The organism is Streptomyces sp. NBC_01463 (assembly GCA_036227345.1).
Lineage (GTDB): Bacteria > Actinomycetota > Actinomycetes > Streptomycetales > Streptomycetaceae > Streptomyces.
The window spans coordinates 6,916,403-6,931,251 of sequence record CP109468.1 but is presented as its reverse complement, the minus strand read 5'-3'; the positions used below and the strand labels follow the sequence as shown (position 1 = coordinate 6,931,251).

Genomic DNA, 14,849 nt, shown 5'->3' with positions numbered 1-14,849 from the left:
GAGAATCCGTGAACACCCCGTCCGCCCAGCCCGCACTGCTCATCGCCGGCCACGGCACCCGGGACGAGGGCGGGGCAGCCGCCTTCCGTGACTTCGTGGCCGAGCTCGGCGCCCGCAACCCGCGGCTGCCCGTCGCGGGCGGCTTCATCGAGCTGTCGCCGCCGCCGCTGGGCGACGCGGTGACCGAACTCGTCGAGCAGGGCGTCAAGCACTTCGCCGCCGTCCCGCTGATGCTGGTGTCGGCCGGTCACGCCAAGGGCGACATCCCGGCGGCGCTGACCCGTGAGAAGGAGCGCCACCCGGGCATCTCGTACACCTACGGGCGTCCGCTCGGCCCGCACCCGGGGCTGCTGAAGGTGCTGGAGCGGCGGGTCGACGAGGTGCTGGGCGACACCGACCGGTCCGAGGTGACGGTCCTGCTGGTGGGGCGTGGCTCCACCGATCCGGACGCCAACGCCGAGGTGTACAAGGCGGCGCGGCTGTTCTGGGAGGGGCGGGGCTACGCGGGTGTGGAGACGGCGTTCGTCTCGCTGGCCGCCCCCGACGTGCCGTCCGGTCTCGACCGTTGCGTGAAGCTGGGTGCGGGGCGCATAGTCGTTCTGCCGTACTTCCTCTTCACCGGCATCCTGCCGGACCGGGTGCGTCACCAGACCGAGGAGTGGGCCGCCGCCCATGCGGAGCTGGACGTCCGGTCGGCCGAGGTGATCGGTGCCGCTGAGGAACTGCTCGATCTGGTCATGGAGCGCTACCGGGAGGCAGTCAAGGGCGATCTGCGGATGAACTGCGACTCTTGCGTGTACCGGATCGCACTGCCGGGCTTCGAGGACAAGGTGGGACTGCCGCAGCAGCCGCACTTCCACCCTGACGACGACGGCCATCACCACCACCCCCACCATGGCGGTCATGCACACTCCCACTGAACGCCCCGGCGCCACAGGCGCGGGCGCGCACGATCTGCGGCACCACGGTGACGCGGAGGTACGGGGACGGGGCCGGGATCTGACCGATCTCGCCGTCAACGTACGGGCCGGGACCCCACCGGCCTGGCTGAAGGAGCGGATAGCCGCGTCCCTGGGCGCGCTCGCCGCGTATCCGGACGGGCGTCAGGCGCGTGCGGCGGTCGCCGCACGGCACGGGCTGCCTGCGGAGCGAGTGCTGCTGACGGCCGGTGCGGCGGAGGCGTTCGTGCTGATCGCCCGGGCCCTGCCGGCCCGCCGCCCGGTCGTGGTCCATCCTCAGTTCACCGAGCCCGAGTCGGCGCTGCGCGCTGCCGGGCACGAGGTGGAACGGGTGCTGCTGCGGGCCGGGGACGGCTTCCGGCTGGACCCGGCCGATGTGCCTGCGGACGCGGACCTGGTGGTCGTCGGCAATCCGACCAACCCGACGTCCGTACTGCATCCCGCGGCCGTGCTGGAGCGGCTGGCGCGCCCCGGGCGGACGCTGGTGGTCGACGAGGCGTTCATGGACGCGGTGCCGGGCGAGCGCGAGGCGCTGTGCGGCCGTACGGACGTCCCCGGGCTCGTGGTGCTGCGCAGCCTCACCAAGACGTGGGGGCTGGCCGGGCTGCGGATCGGGTACGTGGCGGCCGCGCCGGAGACCGTGCGGCTGCTGGAGGAGGCGCAGCCGCTGTGGCCCGTGTCGTCGCCGGCGCTGGCGGCGGCCGAGGCGTGCATGGAGCCGCGGGCACTGGCCGAGGCGGCGGCGGCCGCGGACCGGATCGCGGTGGACCGCTGCCATCTGGTCGCGGGTCTGCGGGAGTTCACCGAGATACGGGTGGTGGAGCCGGCCCAGGGGCCGTTCGTGCTGGTCCGGCTGGAGGGGGCCGCGGAGATACGCGAGCGGCTGCGGTTGCTGGGCTTCGCGGCCCGGCGCGGCGACACGTTCCCCGGGCTCGGCACCGAGTGGCTGCGGCTGGCCGTCCGGGACCGTACGACGACCAACCGTTTCCTCCAGGCGTTCGACCAGGCGCTCCAGGTGCTGTCCGCGGTCAGCCGCTGACGATGTCCGGCTTGAGCGGGGCGAGCTTGGCGGCGATCACGCCGATGGTGGCGGGATCGACGCCGCCGTCGGTCAGTGCGGCGGCGAGGTGGTCCACGACGCGGTCGAAGTGGGGCCCGGTGATGGCGAGTTCCTGGTGGGCGCGGCCCATGGCCCGGCCGGTGTAGGGGGTCGTGGCTCCGAGGGCGCTGCCGACGAAGAGCCGCTGGTGGGCCTTGAGCCGGGTGACGTCCTTGCCCGCGAAGTAGGCGGTCAGCTCGGGGTCGGCCAGAACGCGTGCGTAGAAGATGTCCACCACGGCGGCGACGGCTCCGGCGCCGCCGATCTGCTCGAAGAGGGACTCCGGCGCCGCTTCGTCCGGCGTGGCCGGGTCTGTGGTCTGGTCCATGGCAGCCGAACATAGCGCCGATCCCCGTCCTGCGGGGGCGGTCGTCGGCATCCGGTGGCGCGGCCGCACAAGTGGGGAGCGGCGTTCCGCCTGCGGAACGCCGCTCCCCTCCCCTCCGTCCCCCTACGGCCCCCCGGCCGCCCCCTCGGGCCTGCTCATGTGCGCCCGGGCGTCAGTCCTGCGCGCGCCGCCGGGCCACGACCATCGCACCGGCGCCGAGCGCCAGCAGGAAGGCGGCACCGCCGGCGACGTACGGCGTGGTGGAGCTGCTGCCCGTCTCGGCGAGGTCGGCGTCGACGGCGGACTGGGGCGCGTGACCGGTGCCGGTCTGGGGCTTCACGTCGCCGCCGCCCGAACCGCCGCTGCCGGAACCGCCGTTGTCCGAGCCACCGTTGCTCGAACCGCCGTGGGTGGAGCCGCCGTTGTCCGAACCGCCGTCGGTGGAGCCGCCGTTGTCCGATCCGCCGTTGTCCGAACCGCCGTCGGTGGAGCCGCCGTCGCTCGAACCGCCGTTGTCGTTGCCTCCGTTGCCGTTGCCGCCGTTGTCACTGCCTCCGTTGTCCCCGCCGCCCGTGCCGCCCGCCGCCTTCGGCGTCTCGCACGTGGCCTCGGCGAGGGTGACCTCGCCCTGCACGTCGGCGACGTTCAGATCGAGCGGGTTGACCGAGACCTTCAGCTGGAGCGCCACCGCGGCCGCGGTGCGCGAGGTGGTGCTGGTCTTCGACAGGTCGAGCGTCACCGCGCCGACGCCCGGCACCTTGACCTGCGTGGTGCCTCCGGCGGTGAGGGTGATCCGCTTGCCGAGGACCTTCACACGACCCAGGACGTTCGACTCGGCCACCGGCTTGTGGCCCACCTCGCAGACGGCCTTGGAGGTGACCTGCTCGACCTCGATCAGCGAGAGCAGCGGCAGACCGGGCAGGTGGAGCCGCGCCCTGGCCACATTGGTGTAACCCTCGGCGCGGTGCTTGCCGACGGTCGCCTTCGCCGTGGCCACGTCGGCCCGCAGCACGTCGACCGGCCTTCCGCTCTCCACCCCGTCGAGCTTCACGCTGAGCGCGGTCTTCTCGGCGCTCCTCGGCGCCTGCACCTCGTTGAGCGTGGCCTTGAGCGGCACATCGATCGTCTTGTTCAGGAGCGAGACGTCGAGTGCGGTACGGAGCACGACCGCGCTCGCCTTCCCGCCACCGGTGGTCGTGGTGGTGGTCGCGTCCGTGGCGTGCGCCGGGACGGCGACCAGCAGGGCGACGGGAGCGGCGGCGACCGCCAGGGCGGCGAGGCGGAAGGTGTTGCTGTTCAAGATGGTGGAACCCCCACAAGAGACATGGAGCCACCGGCGCCGTCCAATGGGGGACATCGCGGGCACCGGTGGCCTCGACTCCGTGAATCTTTACGCACAGAGGGTGAACTGGCAGATACCTGAGGTGAGTTCACCCCAAAGGGGGGTTTCCGTGTCTACATTCGAATATTCCGGCACGTACGTTCCTCGCGTTCACCCGTTTCACCGAGCGCGGGCGGCCCGGACGGCCCGTGCACGGGAGACGGTGAAGTGATTCAACGAGCGGGCCCGCTCCCGGTCACTGCCGGTCAACACGGTGTGTCCCGGGCCCGTCCGGGCACGGCCCGGACCCGGGACACCGGGATCAGCCGATCACGCGCCCGTTCAGCACGACCCGGCGCGGGGCCGCCAGCACCCGTACGTCCGCCCGCGGATCCTCGTCGTACACCACCAGGTCGGCCGGGGCGCCCTCCTCCAGGCCGGGCCTGCCGAGCCACGCCCTCGCTCCCCATGTCGTCGCGGACAGCGCCTCCAGGGGCGGGATGCCCGCCTTGACGAGCTCGGCGACCTCGTCGGCCACCAGTCCGTGGGCCAGCACCCCGCCTGCGTCCGTTCCGACGAACACCGGCACCCCGGCGTCGTACGCGGCCCGCACGGTGTCGTAGCGGCGCTCGTGCAGCCGGCGCATATGGGCGGACCACCGCGGGAACTTGGCCTCGCCGCCCTGCGCCAGTTCGGGGAATGTGGCGATGTTGACCAGGGTGGGGACGATCGCGACCCCGCGCTCGGCGAAGAGCGGGATGGTCTCATCGGTCAGCCCGGTCGCGTGCTCGACGCAGTCGATGCCGGCCTCGACGAGATCGCGCAGAGAGTCCTCGGCGAAGCAGTGCGCGGTGACCCGGGCCCCCAGCCGGTGGGCCTCGGCGATGGCCGCGGCGACCTCCTCGCGGGGCCAGCAGGCGGTCAGGTCGCCCACCTCGCGGTCGATCCAGTCGCCGACCAGCTTCACCCAGCCGTCGCCGCGGCGCGCCTCCTGCGCCACGTACGCCACGAGTTCGTCGGGCTCGATCTCATGGGCGTAGTTACGGGTGTAGCGCCGGGGCCTGGCGATGTGCCGGCCCGCCCTGATGATCTTCGGCAGGTCCTCGCGGCCGTCGATCCACCGGGTGTCGGCGGGCGAGCCCGCGTCCCGCAGGAGGAGCGCGCCGGCCTCCCGGTCGTCGAGGGCCTGCTTCTCCGTGGTGGCGGTGTCGACGGCGCCGTGGTGGTCGAGCCCGACGTGGCAGTGGGCGTCGACGAGTCCCGGCAGCGCCCAGCCGGTGACGACGACCGCGTCGTCCGCACCGGCGGGCCGCTCGTACGTCACGCGTCCGTCGACCGCCCAGATCTCGTCCCTGACCTCCTCGGGTCCGACGAGCACCCGCCCCTTCACCTGCAGCACCCGCGCCTCGTGATCGCTCATGGGCAGCACTGTACGAGGCGCCGCACGGCGCCCCGGACCCGGCGCCGCGCCCCGCGCGGGCCGATCCGGCAGACGGGTCCGGGGCGTCCCCGCGGCGCTCGGTACCCTCGGAGCAAGCCAGGTCCGCAGGCCGGGCCGCACACCGATCCGATCGCGAAGAGAGCACCACCGTGACGCACCCCTTCCTCGACCTGACCCCGCTCACCGCCGCGCACTTCGCCGCGATCGAGCGGCGGGTGGCCGGTCTTCTCGACACCGAGCAGGACGTCGTCATCATGCAGGGCGAGGCGCTCCTCCCCCTCGAAGGCTGCATCAGGGGCGGTGCCCGGCCCGGTTCGACGGCACTGAACGTGGTCACGGGGCCGTACGGGCAGACCTTCGGCAACTGGCTGCGCGACTGCGGCGCCGAGGTCATCGATCTCGCGGTGCCCTTCCACACGGCCGTGACGGCCGCCCAGGTCGCCGAGGCGCTGGCCGCGCACCCGGAGATCGACTTCGTCTCGCTGGTCCACGCGGAGGCCGCGACCGGCAACACCAACCCGGTCGCGGAGATCGGCGAGGTCGTCCGGGCGCACGGGGCGCTGTTCATGCTGGACGCCGTCGCCTCGGTGGGTGCCGAGCCGCTGCTGCCGGACGCGTGGGGTGTGGACCTGTGCGTGATCGGCGCGCAGAAGGCGATGGGCGGCCCTGCCGGGGTGTCCGCGGTGTCGGTGAGCGCCCGGGCCTGGGAGCGCATCGCCGCCAACCCGCAGGCCCCGCGCCGCTCCTACCTCTCCCTGCTGGACTGGAAGGAGCGCTGGATCGACGGCGGCCGCAAGGCGCTGCTGCACGCCCCGGCCCAGCTGGAGATGCTGGCGCTGGAGGCCTGCGTGGAGCGGATCGAGACGGAGGGCCTGGACGCGCTGATGGCCCGTCACGCCGTCGCGGCGGCGGCCACCCGGGCCGGTGCGGTGGCGCTCGGCGGGGGCCTGACGCCGTACGTGCACGAGGCGCGGGACGCGGCGCCGGTGGCGACGACGCTGCGCACGCCGGAGGGCGTGGACGCCGCGGAGCTGGTCGCGCGGGCGCTCGCGGCGGACCCGTCGCTGCCGCTGATCGCGGGAGGCGGGGCGCTGTCCAAGGAGATGATCCGGGTCAATCACTACGGGGTGGATGCGACGCGGGGCGCGGTGCTCTCCTCGCTCGCGGCTCTGGGGGCGGCGCTGGCCGATGCCGGCCGGCAGGTCGATCTGGAAGCTGCCCGCAAGGCCGTATCGGAAACCTGGCTCGGCGAATAGATTCCGACGTATTCCATAAATGCGGGGAGCTGCCTTGTCCAGAGCAGCTTCCCGCATTCTTCTGCCCGCTTTCCGGAGGGCTAAACACCCCAGTTTCCGGGGCTCCCGATCTACACAATTCGGTTGCGTCTCACGAGAGTTACTACCTTGTGACCGACTCCACACCGAGGGCATTATGCCGGATATATGCATACCAAATCGGAAGAAACCGTAGCCGATTCGCGCCGGGGCGCACACTCGCGTGATAACACAAGGAGTCGCGCCACCCAACCCCTTGCCTCGATGCAATTTCGATTTTTGCTGGGTAAATTCAATTCACATGACCGCCGCACCAGCAGATTTTGCACGTGCCCGAAGCGAATTCATCACTATCGACACCCCGCGAGTGGAGGACGGAGCCGCGATCTGGCGCATTGCCCGCGACTCCGAGGTCCTGGACCTCAACTCCTCGTACAGCTACCTGCTGTGGTGCCGTGACTTCGCGGCGACCTCCGTGGTCGCCCGCGACGAGACCGGCGGCCCGGTCGCCTTCGTGACCGGGTACATCAGGCCAGACCGCCCCGAGACGCTCGTCGTCTGGCAGGTGGCCGTCGACCACGGCCACCGGGGCACCGGACTGGCGGGGAAGCTGCTGGACGCCCTGACCGCACGCGTCGCCGCGGAGCAGGGGCTCGCCTCGGTCGAGACGACCATCACGCCGGACAACAAGGCGTCGGACCGCCTGTTCACCTCCTACGCGCAGCGCCACGACGTGGCCCTGGAGCACGAGGTGCTCTTCGACGGCGGCCTGTTCCCCGAGGCCACCCATCTGCCGGAAGTGCTCTACCGCATCGGCCCGTTCCACGCCTGAGCAGGCACTTCCGCCGACGGGCCGAGCCCGTCGCGGTCCCCCTTCACCGCCGCCCGTCACAACCCCCCTCACGCAGGAGACCCGCTGTGACCATCACCCCGCCCGCACTTAGCGTCTTCGAGACCCTCGAGTCCGAGGTACGCAGCTACTGCCGCGGCTGGCCCGCCGTCTTCGACCGCGCGCAGGGCGCCCGGCTGACCGACGAGGACGGCCACTCGTACCTCGACTTCTTCGCCGGCGCAGGTTCGCTCAACTACGGCCACAACAACCCGGTGCTGAAGCGCGCGCTGATCGACTACATCGAGCGCGACGGGATCACCCACGGCCTCGACATGGCGACCACCGCCAAACGGGCCTTCCTGGAGACCTTCCAGAACGTCATCCTGCGGCCGCGCGACCTGCCGTACAAGGTGATGTTCCCCGGCCCGACGGGCACCAACGCCGTCGAGTCGGCGCTGAAGCTGGCCCGCAAGGTCAAGGGCCGCGAGTCCGTGGTCTCCTTCACCAACGCCTTCCACGGCATGTCGCTCGGCTCGCTGGCCGTCACCGGCAACGCCTTCAAGCGGGCCGGCGCCGGCATCCCGCTGGTGCACGGCACGCCGATGCCGTTCGACAACTACTTCGACGGCCAGGTCCCCGACTTCCTCTGGTTCGAGCGGCTCCTGGAGGACCAGGGCTCCGGCCTCAACAAGCCCGCCGCGGTGATCGTGGAGACCGTGCAGGGCGAGGGCGGCATCAACGTCGCCCGTGCCGAGTGGCTGCGCGCGCTGCAGGAGCTGTGCGAGCGCCAGGACATGCTGCTGATCGTCGACGACATCCAGATGGGCTGCGGCCGTACCGGCGGCTTCTTCTCCTTCGAGGAGGCCGGCATCACGCCGGACATCGTGACGCTGTCGAAGTCCATCAGCGGCTACGGGCTGCCCATGTCGCTGTGCCTGTTCAAGCCCGAGCTGGACATCTGGGAGCCGGGCGAGCACAACGGCACCTTCCGCGGCAACAACCCGGCGTTCGTCACCGCCGCCGCCGCCCTCGACGCCTACTGGGCCGACGGCCAGATGGAGAAGCAGACGCTGGCCCGCGGCGAGCAGGTCGAGTCGGCGCTGCTGGCGATCTGCGGCGAGCACGACACCGCGCAGTTCCGCGGCCGCGGCCTGGTGTGGGGCCTGGAGTTCAACGACCCGGCGCGCGCGTCGGCCGTCTGCGCCCGGGCCTTCGAGCTGGGCCTGCTGCTGGAGACCTCGGGCCCGCAGAGCGAGGTCGTGAAGCTGCTGCCGCCGCTGACCATCACCCCCGAGGAACTGGACGAGGGCCTGCGCACGCTGGCCCGCTGCGTCCGCGAGACCGCCTGACCCGGGCCCGCCCCGGGCGGGCCCGACGAGAAACACCGCTGCAGAGAGAAAGGCACTGACCCACCGTGATCGTCCGATCGTTCAGTGACATCGAGAACACCGACCGGCACATTAAGTCCGCCTCCGGCACCTGGGAGAGCAAGCGCATCGTGCTCGCCAAGGAGAAGGTCGGCTTCTCTCTCCACGAGACCGTGCTCTACGCGGGCACGGAGACGTCGATGTGGTACGCCAACCACATCGAGGCCGTGCTCTGCACCGAGGGCGAGGCCGAACTCACCAACGACGAGACCGGCGAGAAGCACTGGATCGCCCCCGGCACGATGTACCTGCTGAACGGGCACGAGCACCACACGCTGCGCCCCAAGACGGACTTCCGCTGCGTGTGCGTCTTCAACCCTCCCGTCACCGGACGGGAGGACCACGACGAGAACGGTGTATACCCGCTGTTGACCGAGGAGGCCTGAACCACCATGACCACTGATGTACGCGCCGACCTGTACCCGTCGCGCGGCGCCGCCGAGATGACCACTCCCCGCCAGGACCCGGTCATCTGGTCCGCGCCGGGCGCACCGGGTCCGATCGCCGCCCAGGAGCTGCAGGGCCTCGAACGCGACGGTTTCCTCACCGTCGACCAGCTGATCACCCCTGACGAGGTGGCCGGCTACCACGCCGAGCTGGAGCGGCTGATCGCCGATCCGGCGGTGCGGGCCGACGAGCGCTCGATCATCGAGCCGAAGTCGGACTCGGTACGGTCGGTCTTCGAGGTCCACCGGCTCAGCGAGGTCTTCGCCCGGCTGGTCAGCGACGAGCGCGTGGTGGGCAGGGCCCGGCAGATCCTCGGCTCGGACGTGTACGTCCACCAGTCCCGGATCAACGTCAAGCCGGGGTTCGGTGCCTCGGGGTTCTACTGGCACTCGGACTTCGAGACCTGGCACGCCGAGGACGGGCTGCCGCACATGCGGGCCGTGTCAGTGTCGATCGCGCTGACCGAGAACCACGACACCAACGGCGGGCTGATGATCATGCCCGGTTCGCACAAGTCGTTCCTCGGCTGTGCGGGCGAGACGCCGAAGGACAACTACAAGAAGTCGCTGCAGATGCAGGACGCGGGCACCCCGTCCGACGAGGCGCTGACGAAGATGGCCGACCGGCACGGCATCAAGCTCTTCACGGGCGCGGCCGGTTCGGCGACCTGGTTCGACTGCAACTGCATGCACGGCTCGGGGGACAACATCACCCCGTATCCGCGCAGCAACGTCTTCATCGTGTTCAACAGCGTGGAGAACGCGGCCGAGGAGCCCTTCGCGGCACCGGTCCGCCGCCCGGAGTTCATCGGAGCGCGCGACTTCACGCCGGTGAGGTAGCGGAACCGCACGGCGGTCGTGGCGGGGGCGGGACGGGAACACCGTCCCGCCCCCGCGGCCGTAACCCGCTGGACCCCGGTTACGGCCGCGGGTGAGAGTGGGGGCCATGACCTCACACGTACATCACGTCACCGTCGACTGTGCCGACGCCCACAAGCTCGGCACGTTCTGGGCCGAGGTGCTGGGCTCCTCCCTCGCCGACGACGATTTCCCCGGCGACCCCGAGGCTCTCCTCGAAACCCCCGGTGCCGCCCTCCTGTTCGTCACCGTGCCCGAGCCGAAGAGCTCCAAGAACCGCGTCCACTTCGACATCCAGCCGGACGACCGCACCCGGGACGAGGAGGTCGAGCGGCTGCTCGCCCTCGGTGCCACCCTCGTCGGCGACCACCGCAGGCCGAACGGGCGGGGCTGGGTGACCCTGGCCGATCCGGAGGGCAACGAGTTCTGTGTGGAGTGCAGTGCGGGCGAGCGCGCCCGGCTGACCGGGACACGGCTGCCGGTCACGGCGGACGATGTGACGTCGGCGGTACGGCTGGCGGTGGCCGCGTTCAAGGAGTCGCCGGCGACCGACTGGCACGTTCCCGCGGGGACCCTCAGCTGGGACTGCTGGGAGACCGTGGAGCACCTGAGCGACGACCTGTTCGCGTACGCGGCCCAACTGGGCCCGCAGTCGCCTCCGCTGGAGAACGAGGTGCCCTACCACTGGTCCCCGCGGCGCGAGGGCGGCCCGTTCAACGCGATCTTCGCGGACCCGGCGGCCGGCACGGCCGGGCTGTTGCAGACCCTGGAGACCAGCGGGGCGCTGCTGGCCGCGATGGTCCGGACGACGGCTCCGGAGGTCCGCTCGTACCACGGGTTCGGGGTGTCGGACGCGGAGGGCTTCGCCGCCATGGGCGTCGTGGAGACCCTGGTGCACGCCCATGACATCGCCGGGGGCCTCGGCATCGGATGGACCCCGCCGGACGACCTGTGCGACCGGGTGCTGGCCCGGCTCTTCCCCGACGCGCCGGACGACGAGGACCGGTGGACCGTCCTGCTCTGGTCCACCGGCCGCGCCGATCTGCCGGGCCGTGAGCGGGTCACCTCGTGGAAGTGGCGCGGGGCGCCGCTGGAGGAGACCCCGCAGCCGTAGCGTGCCTACCGGTGGGAGAACCAGCTCGCCGCCGGGAGCAGCTTCGTGTCGTAGCCGAACAGGGCCTGGTTCTCCCAGGCGTTGCCGGACGAGGGGTCGGCCGGGTCCCAGCCGCTGCCGCCGACGGCGGTCCAGGCCGGCTCCCAGTACACCGCGCCCAGTCCCCGGCCGCCCGGGACGGCCTCGACGACGTTCAGCACGTCGCGGAGGTTGGCCGCCTGCCCGGCCGGGGTGGCGGGGTAGCCGCTGACGAGCTGGTCCGCGGTGGCGATGTTGTTCTCCAGCCCGTCGGCGTCGGCGAGGGTGTGCGCGTAGGCCGTCTCGGCGACCAGCACCGGCTTTCCGTACCGGGCGGCGGCGTCGTCCAGGTTGGTCTGGAGGTCGTTGAGCGGGCCGTGCCAGTAGCCGTAGTACGAGAGCGCGATGACGTCGAAGGGCACGCCGTACGCGACGGCGTTGTCGAACCACCAGCGGGTGCCGGCGTTGTCGCCGCCCTTGGCGAGGTGCAGGGCCACCTTCGTACCGGACGAGACGGCCTTCGCCGCGTTGGCACCCGAGGTGAGGAGTCCGGCGAGCTGGGACCAGTGGTCGGTGGAGCCCTCGGGCCAGAGCATCCCGGCGTTGATCTCGTTGCCGATCTGGACCATGTCGGCGGTGGTGCCCTGTGCCTTGAGGGCGTTCAGCACGTCGTACGTGTGGTCGTAGACGTCCGTCCGCAGCTGCGCGTAGCCGTGCCCGGACCAGGCGGCGGGCTTGTTCTGCTTGCCGGGGTCGGCCCAGCCGTCGGAGTAGTGGAAGTCGACGAGCACCTTCATGCCGAGGGCCTTGGCGCGCTTGGCCATGGCCAGGACGTGGGCCTTGTCGTTGAAGCCGTCGGCCGGGTTCACCCACACCTTGAGGCGGACGTAGTTCATGCCCGCGGAGTCCAGGAGGCTCATCGCGTCGCCCGCGGTCCCGCTCGCACCGCGGTAGACGGCACCGTGCGCCTCGTTCTTCGGGAGGGTGGAGAGGTCGCCGCCCTTCACGGAGAGTCCGGTGGCGCCCGGGGTGAAGGCGATGTCGTCGAAGTTGGCCCACTCCCCCGCGTGGGCGTCCGAGTTCAGACTGATGGTGCAGGAGCCGCCGGTGACCCTGACCGAGGTGACGAGGCGGATCCAGCCGCCGTTCGCGGTGGGCGGCAGGTCGGTGCGCTGCTCGGCGCCGCCGCAGTCGCGCAGGGCGATGTACGCGGAGTTCTGGCCGCCGCCCGACCGCACCCAGGCACTCAGGGTGTACGTGCCGTCGGTGAGTCCGGTGAGGTACTGGTACGTCTCCACCTTGTAGGCGGACGCGGACCAGTGGCTGAGCCTGCTGCTGCCGCCGTGGCCGCCCGCCTCGGTGAAGGAGGCGGCGTTCCGCCCGGCGGCCGAGTACGTCGACCAGCCGGTGCTGCCGGACTCGAACCCGGTGTTGGCGGGAGCGGTGGCGGCCGTGGCCGCGTGTGCGGGGAGTGCGGCCAGCAGCAGGCCGGACAGCGAGGCCGCCAGCACCGCCGCTCTCTTCTTGCCGTGCGTCGTTCCGTACATCGTCGATGTCCCTTCGACCGTGCGCGGGAGTTGCGTGGAGGAGGAGCGGTCGTGCGCCCTCAGCCGTCGAGCCGGACCACGCGGACGGCGCCCGCCGGAACGGCGAGGTGGCCCGTGGCCGGTTCTCCGGTGAGGAGTTCGGTGCCGGGGGCGTCGAGCGGTACCTTCGCGTCGCCCCCGGTGTGGTTGATGACGAAGAGGTACGTGCCGCTGTCGCCGGTGCGGGTGACGGCCTCGACGTCGTGCGGGAGGCCGGTGCGGGGTGCGATGCGGGCGTCCTCGCAGGCCCGGTCGAGGACGGCGTCCAGGCCGGCGCCGGTGAGCCGGGTGGAGACGTACCAGGCGGTGCCCTCGCCGAGGCGGTGGCGGGTGACGGCGGGCCGTCCGGCCGGGACGCCGTCGGCGTAGGACCACATGGTCTCGGCGCCGCGCGGGATCACCACGTCCGACCAGAGGTCACCGGTCAGATCGGGTCCCTCGGGTGCGCCCTCGGGGGTGATCAGACGGACGGTGCCGCCCTCGGCGAGCGGGGAGAACTCCTCGACGGTCAGCCCCAGTACGTCCCGGAGCGCGCCCGGGTACGGCCCGGGGTGCACCGCGTCGTGGGCGTCGACGATCCCGGAGAAGTACGAGACGACGAGGGTGCCGCCGCCCTCCACGTACCGGCGCAGGTTGCGGCCCGTCTCCTCGGTGGCGAGGTAGAGGGCCGGGACGACGACCAGCGGGTAGCCGGACAGGTCGGCGTCGGGGTGGGCGAAGTCGACGGTGAGGTGGCGGTCGAAGAGGGCGGCGTAGAAGGCGTCGGCGCGCTCGCGGGCGTCGTGGTCCCGGCTCGGCCGCCACTCCAGCGACTGGGCCCACCAGGACTGCCAGTCCCAGACCATGGCGACGTCGGCGACGGTCCGGGTGGAGCGGATCTCGTCCATCAGGCCGAGATCGGAGCCGAGCCGGGAGACCTCGCGCCAGATCCGGGAGTCCGTACCGGCGTGCGGGAGCATCGCCGAGTGGAACTTCTCCGCGCCGCGCAGGGACTGCCGCCACTGGAAGAACATCGCGCCGTCGGAGCCGCGGGCGACGTGGGCGAGGCTGTTGCGGGCCATCTCGCCGGGGCGCTTGGCGGGGTTGCGGGGCTGCCAGTTGACCCCGCTGGTGGAGTGTTCGAGGAGCAGCCAGGGGGCGCCGCCTGCGACCGAGCGGGTGAGGTCGGCGGCCATGGCGAGGTTGACGTGGGTGCGGCGGCCGTCGGTGATCAGGTAGTGGTCGTTGGTGACGAGGTCGACCTCGCGGCCCCAGGCCCAGTAGTCCACCGAGTCGCACTGGCTGAGCGCGGTCATGAAGTTGGTGGTGACGGGGATTCCGGGGGCGAGGCGGTGCAGGATGTCGCGTTCCGCGCAGAAGTTCTCGCGCATGGTGGCGTCGGCGAAGCGGGCGTAGTCCAGCTGCTGGGCCGGGTTGCCGACGGTCGGGGTGGTGCGGGGCGGGTCGATCTCGTCGAGGCTGCGGTAGCGCTGGCCCCAGAAGGCGGTGCCCCAGGCCTCGTTGACGGCCGCGGCGTCGCCGTGGCGGGCGGTGAGCCAGCGGCGGAAGTGGGCGGCGCAGTTGTCGCAGTAGCAGGCGCTGACCGGGACGCCGTACTCGTTGTGGACGTGCCACAGGGCGAGGGCCGGGTGGTTCGCGTACCGGCGGGCGAGCTGTTCGGTGATGTCCGCCGCGGCGGCGCGGTAGGCGGGGTTGCTGTGGCAGATCGCGCCGCGCGATCCGAAGGCGTACCGGACGCCGTCCCTGCTGACCGGCAGGGCATCGGGGTGGGCGCGGTAGAACCAGGCGGGCGGGGCGACGGTGGGGGTGCCGAGGTCGGCGCGGATGCCGTTGACGTGCAGCAGGTCCAGGAGCCGGTCGAGCCAGCCGAAGTCGTGGGTGCCCGGCTCGGGCTCCAGGAGCGCCCAGGAGAAGATCCCGACGCTGACCATGGTGACGCCGGCCTCCCGCATGAGGCGCATGTCCTCGTGCCAGACCTCCTCGGGCCACTGCTCGGGGTTGTAGTCGCCGCCGAAGGCCAGCTGGTGCAGACCCTGCGGGGCAGTCGCGCGAGGGGTGTGCGGCATGGGCGTCTCCTGGGCTCTTTGGAACAACTTCTGGGAACGTGCACACACACTCTCGGTGGCGCTGGCCCAACATAACCGCA

At 71.6% G+C, this 14,849-nt stretch carries 12 protein-coding genes and 1 pseudogene; 8 read left to right on the top strand and 5 right to left on the bottom strand.

The genetic code is table 11. The features are described from left to right. The first annotated feature begins 8 nt into the window (after positions 1 to 8). Together OG521_30575 and cobC are read left to right on the top strand one after the other, a co-directional pair. A complete protein-coding gene (locus OG521_30575; GenBank protein WUW24877.1) occupies positions 9 to 920 on the top strand; it encodes a sirohydrochlorin chelatase in 912 nt (303 codons plus the stop codon). Positions 921 to 939: 19 nt separating this feature from the next. After that, positions 940 to 1,998: pseudogene (gene cobC, locus OG521_30570) on the top strand (Rv2231c family pyridoxal phosphate-dependent protein CobC). Here cobC and OG521_30565 read toward each other — a convergent pair. The 3 genes from OG521_30565 to OG521_30555 form a co-directional block, all read right to left on the bottom strand. Then, complete coding sequence (locus OG521_30565) at positions 1,988 to 2,386, bottom strand: group 1 truncated hemoglobin (protein ID WUW24876.1); 399 nt, start codon at positions 2,384 to 2,386, stop codon at positions 1,988 to 1,990. The pseudogene cobC and the gene OG521_30565 overlap by 11 nt on opposite strands. Before the next feature lie 172 nt (positions 2,387 to 2,558). Next, positions 2,559 to 3,686 carry an LPXTG cell wall anchor domain-containing protein gene (locus OG521_30560; GenBank protein ID WUW24875.1) on the bottom strand — a complete coding sequence of 376 codons (1,128 nt, stop codon included), beginning with the start codon at positions 3,684 to 3,686 and terminating at the stop codon, positions 2,559 to 2,561. 343 nt (positions 3,687 to 4,029) lie between these two features. Then, complete coding sequence (locus OG521_30555; GenBank protein ID WUW24874.1) at positions 4,030 to 5,127, bottom strand: amidohydrolase family protein; 1,098 nt, start codon at positions 5,125 to 5,127, stop codon at positions 4,030 to 4,032. 170 nt (positions 5,128 to 5,297) lie between these two features. On the opposite strand from OG521_30555, the gene OG521_30550 reads away from it, so the two are divergent. The 6 genes from OG521_30550 to OG521_30525 all read left to right on the top strand — a co-directional run bounded on the left by OG521_30550 (position 5,298) and on the right by OG521_30525 (position 11,099). Next, positions 5,298 to 6,404, top strand: coding sequence for an aminotransferase class V-fold PLP-dependent enzyme (locus OG521_30550; protein WUW24873.1), 1,107 nt, complete (start codon positions 5,298 to 5,300; stop codon positions 6,402 to 6,404). A gap of 385 nt (positions 6,405 to 6,789) precedes the next feature. Continuing rightward, the gene (gene ectA / locus OG521_30545) at positions 6,790 to 7,254 is read left to right on the top strand and encodes a diaminobutyrate acetyltransferase (GenBank protein ID WUW24872.1); all 465 of its coding nucleotides are present in this window, start codon (positions 6,790 to 6,792) and stop codon (positions 7,252 to 7,254) included. Between the two features lie 86 nt (positions 7,255 to 7,340). Next, entirely contained in the window at positions 7,341 to 8,603 is a 1,263-nt protein-coding gene (ectB, locus tag OG521_30540) for a diaminobutyrate--2-oxoglutarate transaminase (GenBank protein WUW24871.1), read from the top strand. A gap of 65 nt (positions 8,604 to 8,668) precedes the next feature. Then, on the top strand, positions 8,669 to 9,067 hold the full coding sequence (locus OG521_30535; protein ID WUW24870.1) for an ectoine synthase: 399 nt from the start codon (positions 8,669 to 8,671) through the stop codon (positions 9,065 to 9,067). 6 nt (positions 9,068 to 9,073) lie between these two features. After that, positions 9,074 to 9,967: an ectoine hydroxylase gene (gene thpD, locus OG521_30530; protein ID WUW24869.1), complete on the top strand. Its 894-nt coding sequence runs from the start codon at positions 9,074 to 9,076 to the stop codon at positions 9,965 to 9,967. Positions 9,968 to 10,073: 106 nt separating this feature from the next. Continuing rightward, complete coding sequence (locus OG521_30525) at positions 10,074 to 11,099, top strand: VOC family protein (protein ID WUW24868.1); 1,026 nt, start codon at positions 10,074 to 10,076, stop codon at positions 11,097 to 11,099. 5 nt (positions 11,100 to 11,104) lie between these two features. On the opposite strand, the gene OG521_30520 is transcribed toward OG521_30525, so the two are convergent. Both OG521_30520 and OG521_30515 read right to left on the bottom strand, forming a co-directional pair. Next, complete coding sequence (locus OG521_30520) at positions 11,105 to 12,664, bottom strand: arabinogalactan endo-1,4-beta-galactosidase (protein ID WUW24867.1); 1,560 nt, start codon at positions 12,662 to 12,664, stop codon at positions 11,105 to 11,107. A gap of 59 nt (positions 12,665 to 12,723) precedes the next feature. Next, positions 12,724 to 14,769 (bottom strand): beta-galactosidase, encoded by a 2,046-nt coding sequence (locus OG521_30515; GenBank protein ID WUW24866.1) that lies wholly within the window; start codon positions 14,767 to 14,769, stop codon positions 12,724 to 12,726. Between the last annotated feature and the right edge of the window lie 80 nt (positions 14,770 to 14,849).

Bases quoted from the DNA above. Each gene is read 5' to 3' on its own strand.
- OG521_30565 (WUW24876.1), bottom strand. From the start codon at position 2,386: ATGGACCAGACCACAGACCCGGCCACGCCGGACGAAGCGGCGCCGGAG.
- OG521_30555 (WUW24874.1), bottom strand. From the start codon at position 5,127: ATGAGCGATCACGAGGCGCGGGTGCTGCAGGTGAAGGGGCGGGTGCTC.
- thpD (WUW24869.1), top strand. From the start codon at position 9,074: ATGACCACTGATGTACGCGCCGACCTGTACCCGTCGCGCGGCGCCGCC.
- OG521_30525 (WUW24868.1), top strand. From the start codon at position 10,074: ATGACCTCACACGTACATCACGTCACCGTCGACTGTGCCGACGCCCAC.
- OG521_30520 (WUW24867.1), bottom strand. From the start codon at position 12,664: ATGTACGGAACGACGCACGGCAAGAAGAGAGCGGCGGTGCTGGCGGCC.
- OG521_30515 (WUW24866.1), bottom strand. From the start codon at position 14,769: ATGCCGCACACCCCTCGCGCGACTGCCCCGCAGGGTCTGCACCAGCTG.